Genomic DNA, 22,238 nt, shown 5'->3' with positions numbered 1-22,238 from the left:
TTCCCGCCGCCGCCGCGGTGTCGCTGCGGGGCGTCGGCCCCTCGCCGGGCGACTGATGGGTCATGAAGAAGGATCAGTTCCTCACGCGCCGCCGGATGCTGATCGCCGGCGCCGCCGCCCTGGGTGCCGCCGGCACCGCCGGCGCGTTCGCACTGGGCGCGGGCGACGAGCCGGCGCACCCGGCCGCCTCCGCCGCCGCCGGGCCGCAGGCACGTCCCGTGCTCAAGTCCTCCGCCTACCGTCTCCAGCCCCTGACCGGCTACGGACCGCCGCACCGGACGGCCGCCCGCACCGCGGTCCGGCACGAGCCGTTCCTGCGCATCTCCGGGCACGGTCGCACCATGGTGCTGACCTTCGACGACGGGCCCGACCCCCGCTACACCCCGCACATCCTGGACACCCTGGCCGAACACGACGTCCGCGCCATGTTCTTCGTGTGCGGGGAGCAGGCCGACTGGAACCGGGACCTGCTGGCCCGGATGGCCGACGAGGGGCACGTCGTCGGCAACCACACCTGGTCCCACCCCCTGCTGACACGGATGACCCGCCGCCAGATCCGCTCGGAGCTGCAACGCACCAGCAAGGTCATCGAGGACGCCTACGGAGAGCGTCCGCTGTGGTTCCGCGCGCCGTACGGGGCATGGAACCGCTCGGTCTTCCAGATCGAGGCCGAACTGGGCATGGAGCCCATGGCCTGGACGATCGACACCGAGGACTGGACCACCCCGGGCACCCGCGTGATCGTCGACCACGTCGAGGACGGCGCCGCCCCCGGTGTCGTGGTGCTCTCGCACGACGCCGGGGGCGACCGCTCGCAGAGCGTCCGGGCACTGAAGCGGTATCTGCCGCACCTGCTGGATTCCGGCTACCACCTCACCGTGCCCAGGCGCCGCCCCGTCTGACGGGGCGGCGCCCGCCCGGCCGGGGAACGCTCAGCGGACCTCGGCCAGGCGGGCGAAGACGACGACGTTGCCGTCGTAACCGTGCTGCTTCGAAAAACCGCCGCCGCAGGTGATGACCCGCAATTCCGGCTCCCCCTTGGAACCGTAGACACGGTCGCCGGGGAAATTGTTCTTCGCGAAGACCTCGATGCCGTAGATCTCGAACACGGCCGTCTTTCCGTCCTTGCGGGCGACCTCGATGCGATTTCCCTTCTTCAGCGCCCCGAGTCCGTAGAAGACGGCGGGGCCCGACTTGTTGTCCACGTGGCCGACGACGACCGCTGTCCCCTTCTCCCCGGGCGACACCGCGCCGGTGAACCAGCCCGCCAGGTTCGGGTCCTCCGGCGGGGGCGCACCGACCCAGCCGTCCGGGTCGAGGCCCACCGGCATGACCGGCGCGTCGACCCGGATGGTGGGGATCCTGACCCGGTCGGGCACGGCGTACGGCAACGCCGGGACCTTGGCCGAGGTGCCGGGGACACGGCTGTCCGCCGCGGCCGCCGAGGCGGGCTGCGGCGGACCCACGTCGAATTCTCCCGACCCGTTCCGAATGAGCGCGAGGCCGGTCAGCAGAACAAGCGCTATCACGCCCCAAGGAGCGCGCTTCTTGGGCTGCTCCTCTTCTTCGGCCAGCTCGAACGCAGACATTCGACTTCCCCTCTCGACGCGGCCGTCGCCACGTCATTCGCGCATACGAGAACGCTAAGTCCCGCGCACCCGACCGGCGACGGGGCACAAGCCGAACGGGTGGCCCCGCGTGTTGCCGGTGCGCCATCCGAGTTGCCGCTCCCAGGAATTTTCTGACGGTCCGTGACCTGCGGAGATATCAGATTGTGCGGTTGTCGTCCGGCGTGTCCTCTCACCAGGACGGACCATCGCCGAAATGCGGGCCGTCGCACCGCAACTGAGGGTCATAGCGGGAGGCGCTTTCTCGCCGATCGACCGGGGACGGGACCCGGGGCGTCTTCCGCGGAGGATCACATGCGTACCACTCGTGCCCTGGCGGCCTCGGCCGCCGTGGTCGCCACCCTCGGGCTCGCCGCCCCGACGGCCGTCGCACGCGACGGCATGCCCATCACCCTGAGCAACCTCGTCGCCCTGCCCAGCGTCATCGCCCGCGGCGGGCAGCTGACCATCACCGTCGACGGCTGCCCGGGGCTGGCCGTGGCGACCTCCGACGCGTTCTCGTCCACCACGCTGAACCGGGTCGCGAACAGCAACACGTCGAGGGGCACCGCGACGGTGAACACCAACGCCCGCACCGGTTCGCACAGCATCACGGTGACCTGCGGCAGCCAGACCCTGACCAATCCCACCGCCTACACCGTGATCGGCGGTGTCCGCGGCGGTCTCGGCGGCAGCTCCTCCACCGGGGCGACCCCGACCGACATGGCCATCGGCGGCGGACTGGTCGCGGCGGCCGTCATCGGCGGCGGCGTGTTCCTGATGCGCCGCCGGTCGGAGAGGCGGATCTGAGCTCTTCCCCCTTCGGAGCGCGGATCGCACGGACCGCACCCCTCGCACGTCGAACGGCCCCCGCCCCGGATCCTGGCCCAGGATCCGGGGCGGGGGCATGCGCGCGAGGTCCCGGTCAGGCGCCGTCCTCGCCGCCGCGGCGCCGGGACAAGTGGTAGGCCGCCCCGACCGAGCCGGTGATCAGCGCCGCGCCGAGACCGATCTCCCGGAGGTCGAACCCGGCGATGCTGCCGCCCTCGCCCGCCCGCACGCCCCGGTCGGGGTTGGCCGGAGTGACCGGCAGCGGCGTGGGGCCCGCCGGCCGGCCGCCCGCGATGGTGAGATCCGTCGATCCGCTCATCCCGTCACAGGCGAACGTCACCTGATACACCGCCATGGCCTTGGCGGTCACATCCACCGTCGCCGTCCCGGACGAGCGTCCGCGCGGGATCGTGACGGTGTCGAAGACGGCCGAGGAGACGGTCACCGACCCCTTGCAGCCGCCGTTGTCCCGGTCGAGCCGGAAGGTGATCCGGCCGCCCGCCGTGATGGTCGTGGGCAGGACGCTGAAGCCGAACGGCGTGACGTTGCCGCCGTCGCTCGCGACGGCGGGCGGTGCGGAGAAGGTGAGGGCGCCGACGCCCAGCAGTGCGGCCGAAGCGACGCGTATCGCGCGCATGGTGAATCCTCCGGGTCCCCGAGGAGCAGCTGCGGACCTTTTCCGCTTGCGCCATAAATGCACCTCGATGACCGAAACGCTAAGAACATGTGTGCGCCTGCGCGATCTCAGTCGCGCGAACGGGTCACAACGCTGGGCCACCCAGGGGACACGCACGGCGTGGTGTTTTGCTCCGGACGGCCCGTCGGATGAGGGGCTGTCAGGCGTTCAGGTGCGGGAAGAGATGGAGGAAGGGGGCCGCGGACGCCGTGATGCCCCGGCTGTAGGGCGCGTCGAAGTCCCAGATGAGGAAGAGCAGGAAGGCGATCAGGGCGGAGAACAGCCCGGCGAGGACCAGCTCGCGCGCGGTGCGCCGGATCTGCAGCGCGAAGACCATGCCGATGGTGATCACGGCCCCGCTCAGCAGCCCGAACCACACCACGCCCGGCATGATCGCTCCGAGCGAGTCCGCGCGGGCGCTGCGGGCCTGCGCGGCCGTCGTCACCTGGTCGAGCAGCGGCTGGTAGGCCTGGGCCTCGAAGTCGTTCGCCGGCCGGTAGTCGGTGACGTCGTGGCGGACGCGGTCGAAGAGCTCGTCGCCGCGCGCGGTCGTCCTCGCGTGGTCGGCCATCGCCTTCCACTCGGTGGTGACGACCTGTCCGACATAGGCGTTGACATCCTCCCGGATGCGGTCGCGCACATCGGGCGGATAGACCCGCACCCGCTCCGAGATCTCGTGCAGCGCGACCGCCTCCGTCTGCACGTGGTCCTGGGCGGCGCTGCGGCCCTCCCACACCCCGGCGATGGCCAGGCCCAGGACGATGGCGTACACCACGCCGATCCACATGGTCATGTACTCGATGACGTCCGGGGTCTCGCTGGGGTCCTCGTCCTCGGGCGCGGCCTTGTGGCGTACGACCGTGATGACGACCACCACGACGCACGCGGCCAGCATCGCGAGGGTGAGAACAAGCCAATCCGGCAAGAGGTGCCTCCAGGAGTCAGCGCGGGCGCAGTGCGGCGACGGCGATCGCGGCGGGCGCGGTGATGAGCAGGACGAAGGTCAGCGGTGAGGGGCCGTCGTGGCGGAGGGTGTGCGGCGCGGGCGCCCGGTGGCGCGGATAGCTCACGGGGGCGGCGGACGGGTGCGGCACCGGCCTGGGTGACGGCTTCGGAGGCGGGGGTGGGGCGGGGGCGGGAGGCGGTGGAGGTGGCGGTGGGGCCTCGGGCGGGGCGGCGGCGCGGGTGGGGGGCGCAGGTGGCGGCGGGACGGGCTTCGGCGTGGGTTTCGGCCGGGGCGGCGGGGGCTTCGGGGCCGGGGGTGGGCTCGGAACCGGGGGCGGTGTGGGGGCCGGCGTCGGGCAGGGCGGGGTCGGGGGCTCGGGCGGCGGGGGAGTGGGCTTCGGGCATGCCGGGGGTATCGGCCAGGAGAGGCGTCCGGCGACCGCCACCGCCTGTGTCCCGTCGGGGCCGGTCGACGCGTAGGCGCAGGCGTCGGCGGCCGCGCTGCCGGCCGGGGCCCCGACGAGCAGCCAGGTCAACGCGGCCAGCGTCAACACCCGCGCCATCAGGGCGTTTTGGGTCGGTTCGGGTCCGTGCACGAAGAAGATCATGGTGCTTTCCGGGCCGTCACACGCCGACGTGTGAGCAGGTTGGCCCGAACGGGGGACGGTGGCGTGCGATGGCTTGATCGACGTCACCCTGGGCGGCCATGAATGCGCATATATGTGCGAGTTGGGGTGGGGGCGACACGGGTTCCGGAAAGAAATATGTGACGCGATTGAACACAACCGCACCTCCCGTGCGTACCCATGCTCGTGCGGCGGCGCAGCAGGGCGCTGCAACACCCTTGTGACAATGGGGAGTTGTTGACGATGAAGACCTCCTGGCGGAGCGCCTCGTTCGTGGTGGGCGCCGCGGCCTTGCTGGCCCTTACGACCGCGTGCGGCCAGGAAAGCGGCACCTCTTCGGTGGGCAGCCAGAACGTGGGCGCCACGGCCCCGGCCGGTGGATACGGCAGCGTGGGCGCCGGTACGAGCGCGAGCGCCAGCCCGGGCAACGGGTACGGCGCCGACGGGCAGCAGGCCGCGGGCGGCCAGAGCACCTCCGCCGGCAAGCTCGCCGTCAGTGACAACGCCGAACTCGGCAAGGTGCTCACCGACTCCGCCGGTCTGACCCTGTACCGCTACGACGAGGACACCGCCGAGCCGCCCAAGTCCAACTGCGACGGCGACTGTGCCAAGGCGTGGCCGCCCGTGCCCGCCGACGACGCCGCCGCGGGCGCCGGTATCGACAAGTCCCTGCTGGGCGAGGTCACCCGGGCCGACGGCAGCAAGCAGCTCACCATCGGCGGCTGGCCGGCATACCGCTACGCGAAGGACGCCAAGGCCGGGGACGTGAGCGGACAGGGCGTCGGCGGCAAGTGGTTCGCTTTGGCCCCCACCGGCAAGAAGGCGTCCCTGGCGAGCCTGCCCGGACTCTCCGTCCGCAAGGACCCGAAGCTCGGCGACATCGTCGTCGACAAGAACGGCATGACGGTCTACCGCTTCATCAAGGACGTGGCCTGGCCGAAGGTGATCTCCAACTGCGCCGGCGCCTGCCTGGAGAAGTGGCCGGCCGTCGCCCCGGTCTCCCCTAACGACACCAAGGGCATCGAGAAGAAGGGCCTGATGGGCTTCACCCGCCCCGACGGCGTCAAGCAGATGACCGTCGACTGCTGGCCGGCGTACACCTTCTCGGGCGACACCAAGCCGGGCGACACCAACGGTCAGGGTGTCGGCGGCACCTGGTACGTCATGGCTCCCTCCGGAAAGCCGATCGGCGCGCCGAAGAAGTAGGCGTCACCTCCCCAGGGTTGACCGCACCTCCACGCGCGTTCGATCGCAGGTCCGCCCCCTCCGCACCGCACGGAGGGGGCGGACCGCTGTGTGTGCCCGGCGATTTGCCGCTTTTCGACGGGCGAATGCGGCACGTGCCGCAGGCAGTGACCGGGAACGGACGGTCAATTTCCGTTTCAGCTCGCCCCGTTGGCAGGCGATCAGTAGCCTCAGCTCGAACACCGGATCGCCTACGCCCCTGGAGAGATAGATGGAACGTCCCGCCTGGGCCCCACGGAGCATCGACATCTCGGTGCCGAGCGTCTCCCGGATCTACGACTACTACCTGGGCGGTTCGCACAACTTCGAGGTCGACCGGGAAGCGGCCCGCAAGGCGATGGAGTTCATGCCGGGCCTGCCCAAGATCATGCAGGCGAACCGGGCGTTCATGCGCCGCGCCGTGCGGTTCGCGGCCGGTGAGGGCATCACCCAGTTCCTGGACATCGGTTCCGGCATCCCGACCTTCGGAAACGTCCACGAGGTGGCCGAGAGTGCCAGCCCCGGCGCGCACGTCGTCTACGTCGACCACGACCCCGTCGCCGTCGCGCACAGCCAGGCGGTTCTCGAGGGCCACGACACCGCGGCCGTCGTCGCCGCGGACCTCCGCAAGCCGCAGGAGATCCTCGCCAGCGCCGAAGTGGAGCGCCTGATCGACCTGAATCGGCCAGTGGCGCTGCTTCTCGTTGCCATACTGCACTTCGTGGAGGACGAGGACGACCCGTACGAGGCGGTGGCCCGGCTGCGCGACGCGCTCGCGCCCGGCAGCATGCTGATCCTCACTCATGCCTCGTACGAGGGAATCCCGCTCTCCCCGGCGCGGGCCGCGGGCACGGTCGACGTGTACAAGGACATTCGCAACCCGCTGATCATGCGTTCGCGCGAGGAGATCGCGCGGTTCTTCGAGGGGTACGACATGGTGGAACCGGGACTGGTGCCGATGCCGCACTGGCGGCCGGACGCGGCGCCCGAGGACGAGGATCCTTATGCCTTCTCCGGGTTCGCGGGCGTGGGGCGTACGGCGTGACCGCGGAGCCGGACGGGCCGGAGGACAGACTGCGCCGGTTCGCGACGATCTGGAGCCGGGCGGTCTTCCCCGTGACCTCCACGTCGCTGACCCGGCCGGAGTTCGAGCAGGAACTCCTGCCGCTGGCCCGGCGGTTGAGCCGGGCCCTGCACGCGCGACCGCTCGACGCGGACGAGGGCAGGGCGGTGGGCGCCGCCCTCGTCTCCGTCCACTGCACCGACCCCGAGGCGCTCAGTCGGACCCTCGACTGTGTCGACGCCTACCTCGTGCTGTACTGCGGTGAGGACGGCGACCGGGAGGAACTGCGGGCCCGCTGCTCGCGGTTGCAGCACGCCATGGCCGCCGGGTTCGCCCAGGAGCTGCGCGAGCGGACCCTCGCCGAGCAGGAGGCCATCTCCGCCGCCGCCCTGAAGGCGCAGGGCGTGGTGGCGCAGGCGCTGCACGCCACCGAGGCCCGCTTCCGCGCGGTCTTCGAAGGCGCGGCCATAGGGATCGGCATGGCCGACCTCGACGGCAACATCCTCCAGGTCAACGGCGCCCTGCTGCGCATGTTCGGCATCCCCGAAGACAGCCTGCGCACCCGCAACGTCAAGGAGTGGACGCACCCCGAGGACGCGCCCCAGACCTGGACGCTGTACGAGGAGCTCGTCCGCGGCGAGCGCGAGCACTACCACCTCGAAAAAGCCTTCTACCGCCCTGACGGAACGGTCCTGTGGACCAACCTGACGGTCTCCCTGCTGCGCGACGCCGACGGCGAACCGCAGTACCAGCTCGCCCTCATGGAGGACACCACCGAGCGCCGGCTGCTCAACCTCCGCCTGCGCTACGAGGCCACGCACGACGCGCTCACCGGGCTGCCCAACCGCACCTTCTTCTTCGAGCGCCTGGAGAAGGCCCTCGGCGCGGGCAGCGGCCAGCGCTTCGGCCTGTGCTACCTCGACCTCGACGGCTTCAAGACCGTCAACGACAGCCTCGGCCACGCGGCCGGCGACCGGCTGCTCGTCGAGGTCGCCGACCGCCTGCAGTCCTGCGCCACCGCGCCCGGCGAGATGGTCGCCCGGCTCGGCGGCGACGAGTTCGTGGCGCTGACCACCGGCCCCGACACCCAGCGCGAGGTCGACGACCTCGCCACCCGCATCATGAGCGCGCTGCTCGCCCCCATCAGCATCGACGGCCGTGAACTGACCGTGCGCGGCAGCATCGGCATCGTCGAGGGCCCGGCCGGTGAGCGCAGCCCGGCCGAGGTGCTGCGCAGCGCCGACATCACCATGTACCGGGCCAAGTCGGCGGGCGGCAACCGCTTCGAGCTCGCCGACCCGGAGGCCGACGCCCGCGCCATCACCCGGCACGGCCTGACCACCGCCCTGCCGGCCGCGCTGGAGCGGGACGAGTTCTTCATCGAGTACCAGCCGCTGGTCCACCTCGGCGACGGCAGCGTCCGGGGCGCCGAGGCCCTGGTGCGCTGGCTGCACCCGCAGCACGGCGTCCTCGGCCCGGACCGCTTCATCCCGCTCGCCGAACACACCGGCCTGATCGTGCCGCTCGGCCGCTGGGTGCTGGAGCAGTCGGTACGGCAGGCCCGCAAGTGGCGGGAACGGCACGACCTGGCGGGGCCGCTGCGCATCAACGTCAACCTCTCGCCCTGCCAGCTCACCCACCCCGGACTGGTGCAGGACACCGTCGACATCCTGGAACGCGCGGGCGTCGAACCGGACGCCCTGTGCCTGGAGGTCACCGAGTCGGCGTTGATCGGCGCGGACGACGACCTGCTCAAGCCGCTGCGCCGGCTCGCCGAGATGGGCGTCGACATCGCCCTCGACGACTTCGGCACCGGCTACTCGAACCTGGCCAACCTGCGCCGCCTGCCGGTCAGCATCCTGAAGCTGGACCGCTCCTTCACCCAGGGCATGCAGCAGTTCCCGGCCGACCCCGTCGACCTCAAGATCGTCGAGGGGATCGTCTCACTCGCCCACAGCCTCGACCTCGCGGTCACCGTCGAGGGCGTGGAGACCGGAGCCCAGGCCGAGCAGCTGCGGATACTGGGCTGCGACACGGCCCAGGGCTGGTACTACGCCCGCCCCGGCCCCCCGGACCGCCTGCACCAACTGGCCCTGGTCGACGCGACGGGCTGAGCGGACGGGGGTCCAGGGCCGCCGACGAATGCCTCGGCCGGTCCTGGGAGGGCGGCGGCCCGCTTCCACGTCCGAGCCCGCTCCCCAACCGTCCGGGACGGTCGGCGGACCGCGCCCGCTCCGCCGACCCTCCGGCTGGGCGGCGGCCCGCGCCACCCCTCTCGGCCCGTCCGGGCCGGCGGCGGTTCGTTCCTGTCCGCCGGCGGACGCAGCGTCGGGGCGGTGGTCGGGGTTCCGGCGGCGGCTTCGGGCGGTAAGGGGGAGCATGTGCGCATGGCGAGTGTGGGGTCGGTCGTGGGGCGGGAGGGGGAGGTCGGTGAGCTGGACGGGCTCGTCGCCTCCGGCGAGGGGCGGGCGCTCGTGCTGCGGGGCGAGCCCGGGGTGGGCAAGAGCGCGCTGCTGGACCTGGCGGCGGCACACGCGGCCGGGCTGGGGCAGCGCGTCGTGCGGGCGGCCGGGGTGGAGGCGGAGGCCGGACTGGCGTTCGCGGGACTGCACCAGCTGCTGCACCCGCTGCTGGCCGGCGCCGACGCCCTGGACACGGCGACGCGGGCGGCGTTCGACATCGTCTTCGGCCGGAGCACCGGTGAGCCGCCGTCGGTGATGGCCCTGGGCATCGCCGTACTGGATCTGCTGGCCCTGGCCTCCGGCGACGTACCGCTGCTGCTCGTGATCGACGACGCGCAGTGGCTCGATCCGCAGAGCGGGGAGGTGGCACGGTTCATCGCGCGGCGGCTGTCCGGACACGCCGTGCGGATGGCGGTGGGGGTGCGGGCCGACACGCCGTCGCCGTGGGACAGCTCCGGGCTTCCCGAGCTGACGGTGCCCCCGCTGTCGGCCGAGGCCTCGGCCCTGCTGCTGGACACCAGCAGTCCCGGCCTCGCCGAGCCGGCCCGGTCCCGGATCCTCGACCAGGCCCGCGGCAACCCCCTCGCCCTGCTGGAGCTGCCCGCCGGCGTGGACGGCTCCGCCGACCGGCCCGAACTGCCGCTGCCCAGGCGGCTGGAGCGCCTGTACGGCGACCGTATCGCCGGCCTCGACCCGGCCGAGCGCGCCGAGCTGCTGCGGGCCGCCCTCGACGGCACCGGTGCCGCCGCGCTCCCGGGCCGGACCCGCTATCCGCTGCGCGCCGTCGACGTCGCCGTCGCCCGCGGCCTGCTCACCACCGACGCCGGCACCGGCGACCTGGTCTTCCGCCACCCGCTCGTCCGCTCCGCCCTGCTGCAGTCCGCCACCCCCAACGAACGCCGTGCCGCCCACGCCGACCTGGCCCGCCTGCACCGCGAGGAACTCGAACGCCATGCCACCCACCTCGCGGCGGCCACCGTCGACCCGGACGAGTCCGTCGCCGTCGTCCTGGAGCGCGCAGCCCGCTCCGCCACCGCGCGCGGCGGCTCGGCGGCCGCCCTCACCCTGCTGACCCGGGCCGCCGAACTCAGCCCCACCGCGGCGAGGCGCTCCCGCCGCCTGGGGGAAGCCGCCTTCGTCGCCGCCCAGTCCGCGCTGCTGGACCAGGCGCACGAACTGCGCGAGGCGTCCGACCGGCTGGCCGGGACGGGCCAGTCGCCGACGGCCGTGATCACGTACGCCTACACCGCGCTCTACGAGGACGGCGACGTCCGCTCCGCCCACCGCAGGGTCGCCGCGGAACTCCAGGCGCTCCCGCCGGACGCCGACGACGAGATCCGCGCACGCCTGCTGAACCTGCTGCTGGCCATCAGCGTGTTCTCCGCCGACCCCGCCCTGTGGCGGGTGAGCGACGCGCTGACCGACCGGGACGCTGAGCGCGTCGGCGGCCCGACCCCGCTCTACCGGGACGCCTGGGGCGATGTGGCCCGCAGGGGCGCCGGTGCGCGCGAGCGGGTGCTGGCCGCGTTCGGCGAGCTCGGCGACGGCCAGCCCTGGGACGTGATGCGGCTCGGCGTGGCCGCGTACTTCCTCGACGCGCTCGCCGAGCACCGCACGCTGGTGCGCCGGGTCGCCGACCGGGAGACGGGCAGCGGCGCCGTCACCAACGCGATGACGCTGCAGCAGCTCGTCATGCTCGACCAGATCTCCAGCGGCGAGTGGGACGCCGCCGAGGAGACCGGCCGCCGCGGCCTCGCCCTCACCGTCGCCCACGGCTACCGGCTGTTCGAGTACCAGTACCACGGTTTCCTCGGCCTTCTCGCGGCCTGGCGCGGCGACGCCGACGCCGCGCGCGCCGCTCTCGACCGCGTCGACCGCTGGGCCCGCCCGCGCGGTGTCGGCTACCTCACCCAGCTCGCCGAGGCCACCGGCGCGGCCCTCGGCCTGACCACCGGCGACTACGAGAGCGCGTACGCCTACGCCGGCGGCCTCACCGCCCCCGGCACCTTCACGCCGTACTCCCAGCAGTCCCTGCGCACGCTGCTGGACCTGGTCGAGGCGGCCGTGCACACCGGCCGCCTCGACCAGGCACGGACGCACGCCCTGGCGGCCCGCGACCAGGGGCTGCCGGCCGTCTCCCCGCGCCTGGACTTCCTGACCACGGCGGCGCTGGCGATGACGGCGGAGGACACCGAGGCGGGGCCGCTGTTCGAGCGGGCGGTCGCCCATCCCGCCGGTGTCGACTTCCCCTTCGAGCTGGCCCGGGTCCGCCTGGAGCAGGGCATGTGGCTGCGCCGTACCCGCGACCGCACCACCGCCCGCACGGCCCTCGGCCGGGCAGCCGAGACCTTCGAGCGGCTCGGCGCCACGCCCTGGCTGCGCCGCGCCCAGGCCGAGCTGCGCGCCTCCGGGCTGCCCGGCGAGCCCACCGCGACGGGCGCGGCGCTCACCCCGCAGGAGCGGCAGATAGCCGAACTCGCGGCGAGCGGCCTGAGCAACAAGGAGATCGGCGCCCGGCTCTTCCTGTCCCCGCGCACCGTCGGCGCGCACCTGTACCGGATCTTCCCGAAGCTCGGCATCTCCTCCCGCGCCTCCCTGCGGGACGCCCTGGAGGGGACCTGACGCGTTCCGCGCCCTCAGCCACCGTCGCCGGCGACAGTCATTCGACTCAATCGGCGGGGGTGACTGCCGCGGCACCGTGAAGGCAACGCACCGCCCCACGGCGGTCCCGAAGCCCAGGAGAAACGGCCATGGCCACACCACGCGTCCCTCTCGTCCTCATCCACGGACTGTGGCTGCACGCCTCGTCCTGGCAGCCCTGGATCGACCTGGCGGCCGAGCGCGGGTACGCGCCCGTGGCCCCCGGCTGGCCCGGCGAGGCCGGCACCGTCGCCGAGGCGCGCCGGCACCCGGAGGCCGTCGCGGGGCTCGGCATCGACGACGTCACCGACCACTACGCCGGCATCATCCGCTCCCTGGACGCCCCGCCGGTGCTGATCGGGCACTCCTTCGGCGGGCTGATCGCGCAGAAGCTGCTCGGCAAGGGCCTGGCCCGGGCGGCGGTAGCCGTCGACCCGGCGCAGATCAAGGGCGTCAAGGCGCTTCCCCCGGCCCAGCTGCGCTCCGGCTTCCCCGTGCTGGGCAACCCGGCCAACCGCAAGCGCTCGGTGTCCCTGACGCCCGCGCAGTTCCGCTACGGCTTCGGCAACGCGCTGGAGCAGGCCGAGTCCGACGCCCTGCACGAGCGGTTCACCGTCCCCTCGCCGGGCCGCCCGCTGTTCGAGGCCGCGTTCGCCAACTTCACCCGGCACTCGGCCGCCGAGGTCGCCGTCCGCAACCCCGACCGGGGCCCGCTGCTGCTGATCTCCGGACAGGCCGACCACACCGTCCCGGACGTGGTGACCCGCTCCGCCTACAAGCTCTACGGCGACTCGCCGGCCGTCACCGAGCTCAAGCAGTTCCCCGACCGCGGCCACTCGCTCACCGTGGACCACGGCTGGCGGACCGTCGCCGAGTACGCCCTGGACTGGCTGGACCGGCAGAACATCCAGGGCCATGACACCGCGCACGCCTGACATCGCTTTTCCATCGCATCAAGGGAGTCGGACAGTATGAGCACCGAACTGCAGGGCAGGACCGCCGTCGTCACCGGCGCCAGCAAGGGCATCGGACTGGCGATCGTGGAGGCCCTCGCCCAGGCGGGCGCCCAGGTCGTGGCGGGATCGCGCACGACCTCCGAACGGCTGGACACGCTGGTGAAGGAGGGCTCGGTGACCTGGGTGCCGGTCGATCTCGCCGAGCCCGACGCGGCCGGGGAACTGGTCGCGGCGGCCGGCGGACGCATCGACGTCCTGGTCAACAACGTCGGCTCGGCACCCGCCCGCACCGGCGGCTTCCTGTCGGTCACCGACGAGGAGTGGCGGCGCACGATCGACCTCAACCTGCTGACGGCGGTACGGGTCACCCGGGCCGCGCTGCCCGTGATGCTGGACGCCGGCGACGGCTCGGTGATCACGGTCGCCTCCGTCAACGCCACCCTCCCGGACCCGCTGGTCATCGACTACAGCGCGGGCAAGGCCGCCCTGGTCGCCTTCTCCAAGGCGCTGTCGAAGGAGGTCGGCCCGAAGGGCATCCGCGTCAACACGGTCAGCCCCGGCCCCGTCGAGACGGAGCTGTGGCTGGGCGGCGGGGGAGTGGCGCAGACGGTCTCGGCCGCCGCCGGCATCACCCCCGACGACGTGGTCGCACAGGCCTCGAAGGCCGCCGTCACCGGCCGCTTCTCCCAGCCCGCCGAGATCGCCGACCTGGTCCTCTTTCTCGCCGGCGACCACTCCCGCAACATCACCGGCAGCGACCTGGTGATCGACGGCGGGTTCATCCCCACCTGGTGAGTCCCCACTGGGTGAGCGACGGCGCCTTGCTCCCGGCCCCGTGAGCGGACGGGCTCCGCTCGGCGCCGCTCACCGCTCCAGCAGCATCCGCTGCAGCTCCCGCGCCGCTCGCGGCGGAGCGACGTCGCTGCGGTGCGCCAGCGCGATCGTGCGATACAGGCCCGGCCGGGCGAGGGGAGTCACCCGCAGCCCCCGGCCGGTCCGCGTCGCCACCATCCGGGGTACGACGGCCACGCCCAGCCCCGCCCGCACGAACCCCAGCACCGCGTCCATCTCGCCGCCCTCCACCGCGAACTCCGGCTCGAAGCCCTCGGCACGGCACGCGGCCACGGTCAGCTCCCGCAGGTCGTAGCCGTGCCGGAACATCACCAGGCGCTCGCCCTCCAGATCGGAGATGCGCACGGTGCGCCGGCTGGCGCCGCCGGGGGCGGGGGACTCCGGTGAGGACACCACCACCAGGTCCTCGCGCAGCAGCTCCACCGTGGTCAGCGCCGGGGACGGTGTCGGCAGCGGCAGGACGACCAGGGCCAGGTCCAGGGCGCCGCGCGCCAGCTCCCGTACGAGGTCGTGCGAGCCGCCCTCCTCGATCAGCAGCCGGATGCCGGGATAGCGGTCGTGGAAGGCGCGCAGCACGTCCGGCAGCAGACCGGTGCACAGGCTCGGGGTGGCGCCCAGCCGCACCCGGCCGCTGCGCAGCTGCGCCAGCTCCTGCACCTCGTGCCTTGCGGTGTCCGCGTCGGCCAGGATCCGGCGGGCCAGCGGCAGCAGCGCCTCGCCCGCGTCGGTGAGCGTGATGTTGCCCCGCGCGCGCCGGAACAGATCGGCCCCGAGCTCCCGCTCCAGCGCCCTGATCTGCTGGGACAGCGACGGCTGGGCCACGTGGACCAGTTCGGCGGCCCGGGTGAAGTGCCGGGTCTCGGCGACGGCCACGAAGTACTGGAGTTGCTGGAACTGCATCCTCGTACGATAGCCGTGGCCTATGGAAACGAGCTCGATCATGTCTTGGACCGATGGGGCCGAACGGTCCTAACGTCAGGACTCATGGCTCTGGCAACGCGGACGGACCGACGGCCGTCGATGGCGCGCACCGTGTGGGACAGCTCCGTCGGCAAGAAGACGGTGATGGCCGTCAGTGGCGTGATCATGCTGCTGTACCTGGTCGCCCATGTGATCGGCAATTTGAAGATCTTCTTCGGCCCCGGCGAGTTCAACCACTACGCCCACTGGCTGCGCACCGTAGGCGAACCGTTCATGCACTACGAGTGGACGCTGTGGCTGGTCCGCGTCGTGCTGATCGCCGCCGTCGTCGCGCACGCCGTCTCCGCGTACCAGCTCAGCCGCCGCGACATCAAGGCGCGGCCCAGCAAGTACGTGCACACGAAGGCCGGGGCGAGCTACGCGACGCGCACCATGCGCTGGGGCGGGATCATCCTCGGCCTGTTCATCGTCTGGCACATCCTGGACCTGACCACCGGCACCGTGCACGCGGGCGGCTTCCAGCCCGGCCACCCGTACCAGAACGTCGTGGACACCTTCTCCACCTGGTACGGCAACGTCGTCTACATCGTCGCGATGCTCGCGCTCGGCCTGCACATCCGGCACGGCTTCTGGAGCGCCGCCCAGACCCTCGGCGTCGGCAGCCGCACCCGCGACCGCGCCCTGAAGACCGTCGCCAACGTCCTCGCGCTGCTGCTCACGGCCGGCTTCATCGCCGTCCCCGTGGGCGTCATGACCGGAGTGGTGAGCTGACATGACCTACACCGACTACGTCACCGGCGCACCCGTCGCCGACACCAAGGCCCCGGCCGGACCCGTCAACGAGCGCTGGGACAGGCGCCGTTTCGAGGCCAAGCTGGTCAACCCCGCCAACCGGCGCAAGCACACGGTCATCGTGGTCGGCACCGGCCTCGCGGGGGGCTCCGCCGGCGCCACGCTCGCCGAACAGGGCTATCACGTCGTGCAGTTCTGCTACCAGGACTCCCCGCGCCGCGCCCACTCCATCGCCGCGCAAGGAGGCATCAACGCGGCGAAGAACTACCGCAACGACGGCGACTCCGTGCACCGGCTGTTCTACGACACCGTCAAGGGCGGCGACTTCCGGGCACGCGAGTCCAACGTGCACCGCCTCGCGCAGATCTCCGTCGAGATCATCGACCAGTGCGTGGCCCAGGGGGTGCCGTTCGCCCGCGAGTACGGCGGCCTGCTCGACACCCGCTCCTTCGGCGGCGTACAGGTCTCGCGGACCTTCTACGCCCGCGGCCAGACGGGCCAGCAGCTCCTCCTCGGCGCCTACCAGGCGCTGAGCCGGCAGATCGCCGCCGGGAACGTCGAGATGCACCCGCGCACCGAGATGCTCGACCTGATCGTGGTCGACGGGCGGGCGCGCGGCATCGTCGCCCGCGACCTGATCACCGGGAAGATCTCCACGTACTTCGCGGACGCCGTCGTCCTGGCGTCCGGGGGTTACGGCAACGTCTTCTACCTGTCGACGAACGCCATGAACTCCAACGCGACGGCCATCTGGCGGGCCCACCGCCGCGGCGCGTACTTCGCCAACCCCTGCTTCACGCAGATCCACCCGACGTGCATCCCGCGCACCGGCGACCACCAGTCCAAGCTGACCCTGATGAGCGAGTCGCTGCGCAACGACGGCCGGATCTGGGTGCCCAAGGCCAAGGGAGACACCCGCCCGCCGAACGAGATCCCCGAGGACGAGCGCGACTACTACCTGGAGCGCATCTACCCCTCCTTCGGCAACCTGGTCCCGCGCGACATCGCCTCCCGCGCAGCGAAGAACGTCTGCGACGAGGGCCGCGGCGTCGGGCCCGGCGGACAGGGCGTCTACCTGGACTTCGCCGACGCCATCGAGCGCATGGGCCGCAAGGCCGTCGAGGCCAAGTACGGCAACCTCTTCGACATGTACCAGCGGATCACCGACGAGGATCCGTACCGGGTGCCCATGCGGATCTACCCGGCCGTGCACTACACGATGGGCGGCCTGTGGGTCGACTACGACCTGCAGACCACCGTCCCCGGCCTGTTCGCCGTCGGGGAGGCCAACTTCTCCGACCACGGCGCGAACCGCCTCGGCGCCTCCGCGCTGATGCAGGGCTTGGCCGACGGCTACTTCGTCCTGCCGGCCACCATCAACGACTACCTCGCCCGCAACCCCCGCCAGGGCGAGGTCACCGACGAACACCCCGTCGTCCAGGAGGTGCTGGCCGAGACGCAGGACCGGCTGAACCTGCTGCTGTCGGTCGACGGCGACCGCACGCCCGACTCCTTCCACCGCGAAGTCGGCGAACTCATGTGGGAGTTCTGCGGCATGGCGCGCTCCGACGCCGGGCTGCGCAAGGCACTGGAGCGCATCCCGGAGATCCGCGAGGAGTTCTGGCGGCGCATCAAGGTGCCCGGCACCGGCGAGGAGTTCAACCAGGCGCTGGAGAAGGCCAACCGCGTCGTCGACTACCTGGAGCTCGCCGAGCTGATGTGCCTCGACGCCCTGCACCGCGCCGAGTCCTGCGGCGGCCACTTCCGCGAGGAGTCCCAGACGCCGGACGGCGAAGCCGCCCGCCGCGACGACGAGTTCGCCTACGCGGCCGCCTGGGAGTTCACCGGCACCGGTCAGGCGCCCACCCTGCACAAGGAAGACCTCGTCTTCGAGTACGTCCACCCCACCCAGCGGAGCTACGCATGAGGCTCACCCTGCGCGTCTGGCGGCAGAAGAACGCCGACGCCGAAGGCGCCATGTCCACGTACGAGGTGGACGGCATCTCCTCCGACATGTCCTTCCTGGAAATGCTCGACACCCTCAACGAGGAGCTCATCCTCAAGGGCGAGGACCCGGTCGCCTTCGACCACGACTGCCGCGAGGGCATCTGCGGCGCGTGCTCCCTCGTGATCAACGGGGACGCGCACGGGCCCGAGCGGACCACCACCTGCCAGCTGCACATGCGGTCCTTCAAGGACGGCGACACCATCGACATCGAGCCGTGGCGGGCGTCGGCGTTCCCCGTGATCAAGGACCTGGTCGTGGACCGGTCCGCGTTCGACCGGATCATCCAGGCCGGCGGGTACATCACGGCGCCCACCGGGTCCGCCCCGGAGGCGCACGCCACCCCCGTGCCCAAGCCGGACGCCGACTTCGCCTTCGAGCACGCCGAGTGCATCGGCTGCGGGGCGTGCGTGGCCGCGTGCCCGAACGGGGCGGCGATGCTGTTCACCTCCGCCAAGGTCAACCATCTCAACGTGCTGCCGCAGGGAGCGCCCGAGCGGGAGACGCGCGTGCTGGACATGGTCGCGCAGATGGACGAGGAGGGCTTCGGCGGCTGCACGCTGACCGGCGAGTGCGCCACCGCCTGCCCTAAGGGCATCCCGCTGGTGTCCATCACGAGCATGAACAAGGAGTGGCTGCGGGCGACGCGCAAGGCGGCCAAGCGCTAGCGCGGTGCACAGAGACGTCCGCCGACAAGGGGCGGACGGGCGGGGCCGGGAGTGGTGCTCTCCGGCCCCGCCCCATGTGCGGGGCATGACCGTCAGACCACGTCCTGCGAACTGCCCGCCTCGCCACGGGGTCACGGCCCGGGATCGGCGAGGAGGGGGCCCAGGGGTCCCAGGTCCAGGTTGAGATCGGTGCGCCGCAGACCGTGCTGCGCGCACAGTTCGTCCATGCGCCGGTCCAGCAGCATCAGCGCGGTGCCGAGCCGGTCCTCCTGCTCGTCGCTGAGCGTCCCCTCGTCGAAACGGCGTACCGCCTGGCGTTCCATGAGCTGCCGCAGGAGTTCCACCACGGTCAGGACCAGGGCCGCCAGGTCGTCGGTCACCCGCTCGGGATCGAGGTCCACCGCGTGGGCGCGCGGCGCGGTCACAGCGGCCCGCTGTCCGGCCAGGGCGCGGGAACCCGGTCGCTGACCGACGCCAGGAGCGCGTGCAGGGAGATCCGCACCAGCGGCACGTCGGCGATGGCCAGCACCAGGTCGCCGCTGACGACGACACCCGTCGCCAGCACCCGGTCGAGCAGGTCGACGAGCGGCACCCCGACGGGCGCGTACGATTCCGGGTCCTCCCACGGCACCGGCGCGCGGTTCGCACCGTCCGCGGCCGGCCCGCTCATGCGCGGATCTCCTCGTACGCGCCGCACTCCACCTCGTCCGACCGGGCGAAGGAGTACGGGACCCAGGGCCCGGACATGGTGACCTGCACGGCGCTGCCGAGGGCCTCGCGGGCCAGCCGGCCGACGGCGCGGACGAACTCGGCCCGCCGTCCGTCGTCCACCAGATAGGCCGCGTTGAGCAGCTGCGGGACGTTGCTGCCGGTCAGCTGCTCGCTCTGCGGCCGGTGCCGTGTCGCGGCGACGGCGTACCGCCGCAACTCCCGGTCGACGGCGTGGGCCTGCGCCAGGGCGCGCTCGCGGATCTCGCGCTCGGCGCCGCGCCTCGCGCTCGCCCGGCGCAGATACGAGCGGCCGTCGGCGGGTACGTCCCCGGCGGCACCGGAACCGGCACCGGACGCGTGCGCGGTCGCCGGACCGTGCACCTTCACCGCCCACTCGGTACGGTCGCGCAACCGGTCCAGCAGGGCGCGCAGGGACGCCTCCCGGGCCGTCACCGCCTGTACGGCGTTGCGGTCGTCGAGATACAGCGTCGCCATCGGCAGCGGCACGACGGGACCCGCGCCCGCGGCCGTCTCCACGCCGCGATGGTGGGCGAGGGCGCAGCGCTCCAGTTCGTCGGGCCGGTTGAGCCGCTCCGCGAGCGCCTCCTCGCTGAACGCCGCCGCGGGGGCGTCCTGCACGACCAGGTGCAGCGAGCCCGCGGCCAGCACCCGCAGCGGACCGCCGCCGTCATGGCCCGGGGTCCGCGCGAGCACGTGATCCGGCACAGGGGCGTCCGTCACGGCGAACACGCAGGTGACCGTGGAACGCGGCCCGTCCTGCCGCACCGTGGTCGCCGGATCGGCGGGGACCGTGGTCATCGGATCACCTCCGCGGTGTCGGGGTCGGCTTCCTCCAGCGCCTCGAGCCGCGCGCGCAGACGCGCGTTCTCCTCGGCGAGCGCGTCCCGCGCGGCGCGCGAGGACAGCGCCGGGTCCGTCTCCCACCAGTCGATGCCCGCCTTCTTCGCGGTCTCGACCGAGGCGATGAACAGGCGCAGACGGATGGTGAGCAGCTCGATGTCGAGCAGGTCGATCTTGATGTCGCCCGCGATGACGATGCCCTTGTCCAGGACGCGCTCGAGCAGGTCGGCGAGGTTTCCGGTGGGCGGCCCGACCGGCTGCGGACCGGAGCCCGCCGGCCAGGTGCCGAGGTCGGTCACGAGGCGCCTCCGCGGTGTCGGTGACGTGCCGGGACGCGCCCGCCGTCGTCCCCGGCGGGTGGGACAGGGGCCGCCGGGGGCCGGCCGGCGTACCGGACGGGACTTTCGAGGCGTTCGAGCAACCGATCCTCCTCCTTCTCGAAGGCCGCCTCGCTGATCGCACCCTCCTCCAGGGCCCGGTTGAGGGCCGCCAGGCGTGCGTGGACCGCACGCGGGCCGCAGGCCTGGCGCTCGGCCTCCTGCAGCAGGTGGTCGGCGACCCAGAGCGTGCCGCGCAACGGGGCCATCGGCAGGAGCAGCAGCCCGCTCACGAGTCCCACCGCGTCACCGGCCGTCCGGGGTCGACGGCGCGTCAACGAAGCTGTAGCACGGCAGCGGACCCGTCACGCTGAGTGCCAGCCGGTCCCCGACGCCGCGTGCCTGCTCGTCCACGGCCTGGCGGAAGCGCTGCTCGTCGGCCGAGCGCACCAGGAACGACGTGCTCAGCACCTGCTCGTCGTCGACCGCTCCCTGCGCCGTACGCACGGCGAGCGGAGTCAGGCAGGCCAGCACGTCCCGTGCCGTGCGCCGCGCCTCGCGCGCGACGCCTTTGGCGAGCGCCTCGCCGAGCCGCACGTTCGCCTCGTACCCGGGGCGGTTCCGGGTCCGGCGGGCGAGCGCGCGCAGGGTCTCGTCCCGGCGCACGAGGTCGGCGAAGTAACCCGGTACGACGGCTCCCTTCACGTTCATCTCGACGCAGCCCCGCACCCCGTCCAGCTGCGCCGTCAAGTGAGCCCGGTCAGAGCGCAGTTGGGCGCGCAACGTCACCGCGTCGGGAGTGAGGACGGCGAACCGCATGGGCAGGACGGGGCCTTGCGCGCCGAGTTCGCCGAGCACCGACTGATGGGCCATCAGGTCCCGTCGGCGCGCCCGGACGTGCGCCGGGGCGTCCGAGACCGCGGCACACAGCCCGGCCTCGGTCAGCAGCCGCACCACCGCACCGCTCACCCCGGGGGTGCGCGGAGGCTCGATGCCCGCGGGGGCGATGCCGTAGACGTAGAGCGTGCCGGCGGTGGCGGGGGCGGCGGTGGCTGTCACGGTCATGCGTCCTCCTCGACCTTGCGGCGCCGGGTCCGTGGGCGGTCGTCGTCACCGGCACGGCGGCTCGCGGAGCCGGCGGTCTTCTTCGCGGGGCCGCGCCGCCTGCGTTCCGGCTCGGCGGAGCGCTCGTCGGCCTCGACGTCGTCCGTGTCGTCGTCCGGGGTGAGGATGTCCTTGACCTTGTCGGTCAGGGAGCGGGCGGTTCGCTTGGCGCCCGCCTTGGCCATGGTCCTGGAGACCGGCCCGCCGAACAGTTCGGGCACGGTCTTGGAGCGCGAGTCGTGTTCCAGATCAAGGCGGTTGCACGCCTCCGCGAAGCGCAGATAGGTGTCGACGCTGGCGACCACGATCCGCGCGTCGACCTTGAGGATCTCGATCCCGACCAGCGAGACGCGCACGAAGACGTCGATCACCATGCCGCGGTCGAGAATCAGCTCCAGCACGTCGTAGAGGGTTCCGGCGCGGGGCGCACAGACGACCTCGTCGTTGTAGACGGTCATGCGGCGGTCCTTCCGGGGGAGGCTTTGGCGACGGCGCGGTCACTGGTCCTGGGCACCGCGCCGGTAGCGGGCGGTCCGCCGGTACTGCACCAGCTCGCCCGCCGAATCCAGTTCCACCTGGTACGTCGCGAGCAGACTGGTGGTGTCGGGGATGCGTGCCACTTCGAGTACGTCCACGTCGACGATCCAGCCGCCGTCCTCGCCCCGGCACACCGCGGAAACCCCTTCAAGGCGGTGGCGGATCAGCTCCGTCAGCGCCTCGGCGGCGCACCGGGCGGCCTCCCCGGCACCGTGCAAGGTCCGTCGGCGCCCGGCGGATGGGGCCGGACCGCGCCGTCGCTCAGCGGTTCCGGGTTCTGTCATGCAGCCCACTCTGACCGCGGGAGCCGGTGGGCGCGTGCGCAGCTAGGCCATCCGAGCCGGGTCTCTTGCAGGACGGGACCCGGGCCGGTGAAGAGCGGGCCGACCGCATGACGCCGCGCGCGCCGGTGGTCCGCCGGGGCCCCGCGGATGGACGCG

Annotated in this window: 24 protein-coding genes; 11 read left to right on the top strand and 13 right to left on the bottom strand. The window is 72.5% G+C overall.

Annotation, left to right across the window (positions count from 1 at the left end):
* Window positions 1-62 precede the first annotated feature (62 nt).
* Window positions 63-902 (top strand): polysaccharide deacetylase family protein, encoded by an 840-nt coding sequence (locus LN251_RS41740; protein ID WP_458249341.1) that lies wholly within the window; start codon window positions 63-65, stop codon window positions 900-902.
* A 30-nt stretch (window positions 903-932) separates the two neighbouring features.
* Here LN251_RS41740 and LN251_RS41735 read toward each other — a convergent pair whose 3' ends face one another.
* Window positions 933-1,589 carry a class F sortase gene (locus tag LN251_RS41735; protein WP_458249340.1) on the bottom strand — a complete coding sequence of 219 codons (657 nt, stop codon included), beginning with the start codon at window positions 1,587-1,589 and terminating at the stop codon, window positions 933-935.
* A gap of 333 nt (window positions 1,590-1,922) precedes the next feature.
* On the opposite strand from LN251_RS41735, the gene LN251_RS41730 reads away from it, so the two are divergent.
* The gene (locus LN251_RS41730) at window positions 1,923-2,417 is read left to right on the top strand and encodes a hypothetical protein (protein ID WP_058921626.1); all 495 of its coding nucleotides are present in this window, start codon (window positions 1,923-1,925) and stop codon (window positions 2,415-2,417) included.
* Between the two features lie 115 nt (window positions 2,418-2,532).
* Here the strand turns inward: LN251_RS41730 and LN251_RS41725 are convergent, their stop codons facing one another.
* The 3 genes from LN251_RS41725 to LN251_RS41715 all read right to left on the bottom strand — a co-directional run bounded on the left by LN251_RS41725 (window position 2,533) and on the right by LN251_RS41715 (window position 4,184).
* Window positions 2,533-3,075 carry a hypothetical protein gene (locus LN251_RS41725; RefSeq protein ID WP_458249339.1) on the bottom strand — a complete coding sequence of 181 codons (543 nt, stop codon included), beginning with the start codon at window positions 3,073-3,075 and terminating at the stop codon, window positions 2,533-2,535.
* Window positions 3,076-3,274: 199 nt separating this feature from the next.
* Window positions 3,275-4,039, bottom strand: coding sequence for a bestrophin-like domain (locus LN251_RS41720; RefSeq protein WP_458249338.1), 765 nt, complete (start codon window positions 4,037-4,039; stop codon window positions 3,275-3,277).
* Window positions 4,040-4,055: 16 nt separating this feature from the next.
* Window positions 4,056-4,184: a hypothetical protein gene (locus LN251_RS41715; RefSeq protein ID WP_458249337.1), complete on the bottom strand. Its 129-nt coding sequence runs from the start codon at window positions 4,182-4,184 to the stop codon at window positions 4,056-4,058.
* Window positions 4,185-4,928: 744 nt separating this feature from the next.
* On the opposite strand from LN251_RS41715, the gene LN251_RS41710 reads away from it, so the two are divergent.
* The 6 genes from LN251_RS41710 to LN251_RS41685 all read left to right on the top strand — a co-directional run bounded on the left by LN251_RS41710 (window position 4,929) and on the right by LN251_RS41685 (window position 13,825).
* Window positions 4,929-5,891: an SCO0930 family lipoprotein gene (locus LN251_RS41710; protein WP_249835043.1), complete on the top strand. Its 963-nt coding sequence runs from the start codon at window positions 4,929-4,931 to the stop codon at window positions 5,889-5,891.
* Window positions 5,892-6,141: 250 nt separating this feature from the next.
* Window positions 6,142-6,954 carry an SAM-dependent methyltransferase gene (locus LN251_RS41705; RefSeq protein WP_458249336.1) on the top strand — a complete coding sequence of 271 codons (813 nt, stop codon included), beginning with the start codon at window positions 6,142-6,144 and terminating at the stop codon, window positions 6,952-6,954.
* Entirely contained in the window at window positions 6,951-9,086 is a 2,136-nt protein-coding gene (locus LN251_RS41700) for a putative bifunctional diguanylate cyclase/phosphodiesterase (protein ID WP_458249335.1), read from the top strand. Before LN251_RS41705 ends, LN251_RS41700 begins: the two co-directional genes overlap by 4 nt.
* 273 nt (window positions 9,087-9,359) lie before the next feature.
* Window positions 9,360-12,056 carry an AAA family ATPase gene (locus tag LN251_RS41695; protein WP_458249334.1) on the top strand — a complete coding sequence of 899 codons (2,697 nt, stop codon included), beginning with the start codon at window positions 9,360-9,362 and terminating at the stop codon, window positions 12,054-12,056.
* Window positions 12,057-12,184: 128 nt separating this feature from the next.
* Window positions 12,185-13,009 (top strand): alpha/beta hydrolase, encoded by an 825-nt coding sequence (locus LN251_RS41690; RefSeq protein ID WP_458249333.1) that lies wholly within the window; start codon window positions 12,185-12,187, stop codon window positions 13,007-13,009.
* Between the two features lie 36 nt (window positions 13,010-13,045).
* Window positions 13,046-13,825 (top strand): SDR family NAD(P)-dependent oxidoreductase, encoded by a 780-nt coding sequence (locus tag LN251_RS41685; protein ID WP_362987031.1) that lies wholly within the window; start codon window positions 13,046-13,048, stop codon window positions 13,823-13,825.
* A 69-nt stretch (window positions 13,826-13,894) separates the two neighbouring features.
* Here the strand turns inward: LN251_RS41685 and LN251_RS41680 are convergent, their stop codons facing one another.
* Window positions 13,895-14,782 carry a LysR family transcriptional regulator gene (locus tag LN251_RS41680; RefSeq protein ID WP_458249332.1) on the bottom strand — a complete coding sequence of 296 codons (888 nt, stop codon included), beginning with the start codon at window positions 14,780-14,782 and terminating at the stop codon, window positions 13,895-13,897.
* Between the two features lie 120 nt (window positions 14,783-14,902).
* On the opposite strand from LN251_RS41680, the gene LN251_RS41675 reads away from it, so the two are divergent.
* The 3 genes from LN251_RS41675 to LN251_RS41665 are packed head-to-tail and all read left to right on the top strand — an operon-like array spanning window position 14,903 to window position 18,268.
* Complete coding sequence (locus tag LN251_RS41675; RefSeq protein ID WP_458249546.1) at window positions 14,903-15,574, top strand: succinate dehydrogenase; 672 nt, start codon at window positions 14,903-14,905, stop codon at window positions 15,572-15,574.
* A 1-nt stretch (window position 15,575) separates the two neighbouring features.
* Window positions 15,576-17,522: a fumarate reductase/succinate dehydrogenase flavoprotein subunit gene (locus tag LN251_RS41670; protein WP_458249331.1), complete on the top strand. Its 1,947-nt coding sequence runs from the start codon at window positions 15,576-15,578 to the stop codon at window positions 17,520-17,522.
* Complete coding sequence (locus tag LN251_RS41665; protein WP_058921614.1) at window positions 17,519-18,268, top strand: succinate dehydrogenase/fumarate reductase iron-sulfur subunit; 750 nt, start codon at window positions 17,519-17,521, stop codon at window positions 18,266-18,268. Before LN251_RS41670 ends, LN251_RS41665 begins: the two co-directional genes overlap by 4 nt.
* 131 nt (window positions 18,269-18,399) lie before the next feature.
* Here the strand turns inward: LN251_RS41665 and LN251_RS41660 are convergent, their stop codons facing one another.
* The 8 genes from LN251_RS41660 to LN251_RS41625 are packed head-to-tail and all read right to left on the bottom strand — an operon-like array spanning window position 18,400 to window position 22,082.
* Entirely contained in the window at window positions 18,400-18,693 is a 294-nt protein-coding gene (locus LN251_RS41660; RefSeq protein ID WP_458249330.1) for a gas vesicle protein K, read from the bottom strand.
* The gene (locus tag LN251_RS41655) at window positions 18,690-18,938 is read right to left on the bottom strand and encodes a gas vesicle protein (protein ID WP_458249329.1); all 249 of its coding nucleotides are present in this window, start codon (window positions 18,936-18,938) and stop codon (window positions 18,690-18,692) included. The genes LN251_RS41660 and LN251_RS41655 overlap by 4 nt, the downstream gene beginning before the upstream one ends.
* Window positions 18,935-19,798 (bottom strand): GvpL/GvpF family gas vesicle protein, encoded by an 864-nt coding sequence (locus tag LN251_RS41650; protein WP_458249328.1) that lies wholly within the window; start codon window positions 19,796-19,798, stop codon window positions 18,935-18,937. The genes LN251_RS41655 and LN251_RS41650 overlap by 4 nt, the downstream gene beginning before the upstream one ends.
* The gene (locus tag LN251_RS41645) at window positions 19,795-20,139 is read right to left on the bottom strand and encodes a gas vesicle protein (protein WP_458249327.1); all 345 of its coding nucleotides are present in this window, start codon (window positions 20,137-20,139) and stop codon (window positions 19,795-19,797) included. The genes LN251_RS41650 and LN251_RS41645 overlap by 4 nt, the downstream gene beginning before the upstream one ends.
* A complete protein-coding gene (locus LN251_RS41640; protein ID WP_458249326.1) occupies window positions 20,136-20,459 on the bottom strand; it encodes a gas vesicle protein GvpG in 324 nt (107 codons plus the stop codon). Before LN251_RS41640 ends, LN251_RS41645 begins: the two co-directional genes overlap by 4 nt.
* Before the next feature lie 4 nt (window positions 20,460-20,463).
* Complete coding sequence (locus tag LN251_RS41635; protein WP_458249325.1) at window positions 20,464-21,222, bottom strand: GvpL/GvpF family gas vesicle protein; 759 nt, start codon at window positions 21,220-21,222, stop codon at window positions 20,464-20,466.
* Window positions 21,219-21,719, bottom strand: a complete 501-nt coding sequence (locus LN251_RS41630; RefSeq protein ID WP_458249324.1) for a gas vesicle structural protein GvpA — start codon at window positions 21,717-21,719, stop codon at window positions 21,219-21,221. The genes LN251_RS41635 and LN251_RS41630 overlap by 4 nt, the downstream gene beginning before the upstream one ends.
* A 39-nt stretch (window positions 21,720-21,758) precedes the next feature.
* Window positions 21,759-22,082 carry a gas vesicle protein GvpO gene (locus LN251_RS41625; RefSeq protein ID WP_362987019.1) on the bottom strand — a complete coding sequence of 108 codons (324 nt, stop codon included), beginning with the start codon at window positions 22,080-22,082 and terminating at the stop codon, window positions 21,759-21,761.
* Between the last annotated feature and the right edge of the window lie 156 nt (window positions 22,083-22,238).

This window comes from Streptomyces sp. MAI_2237 (genome assembly GCF_054189285.1).
Note: the sequence above shows the minus strand (reverse complement) of the source record. Positions and strands in the feature narration are given on the sequence as shown.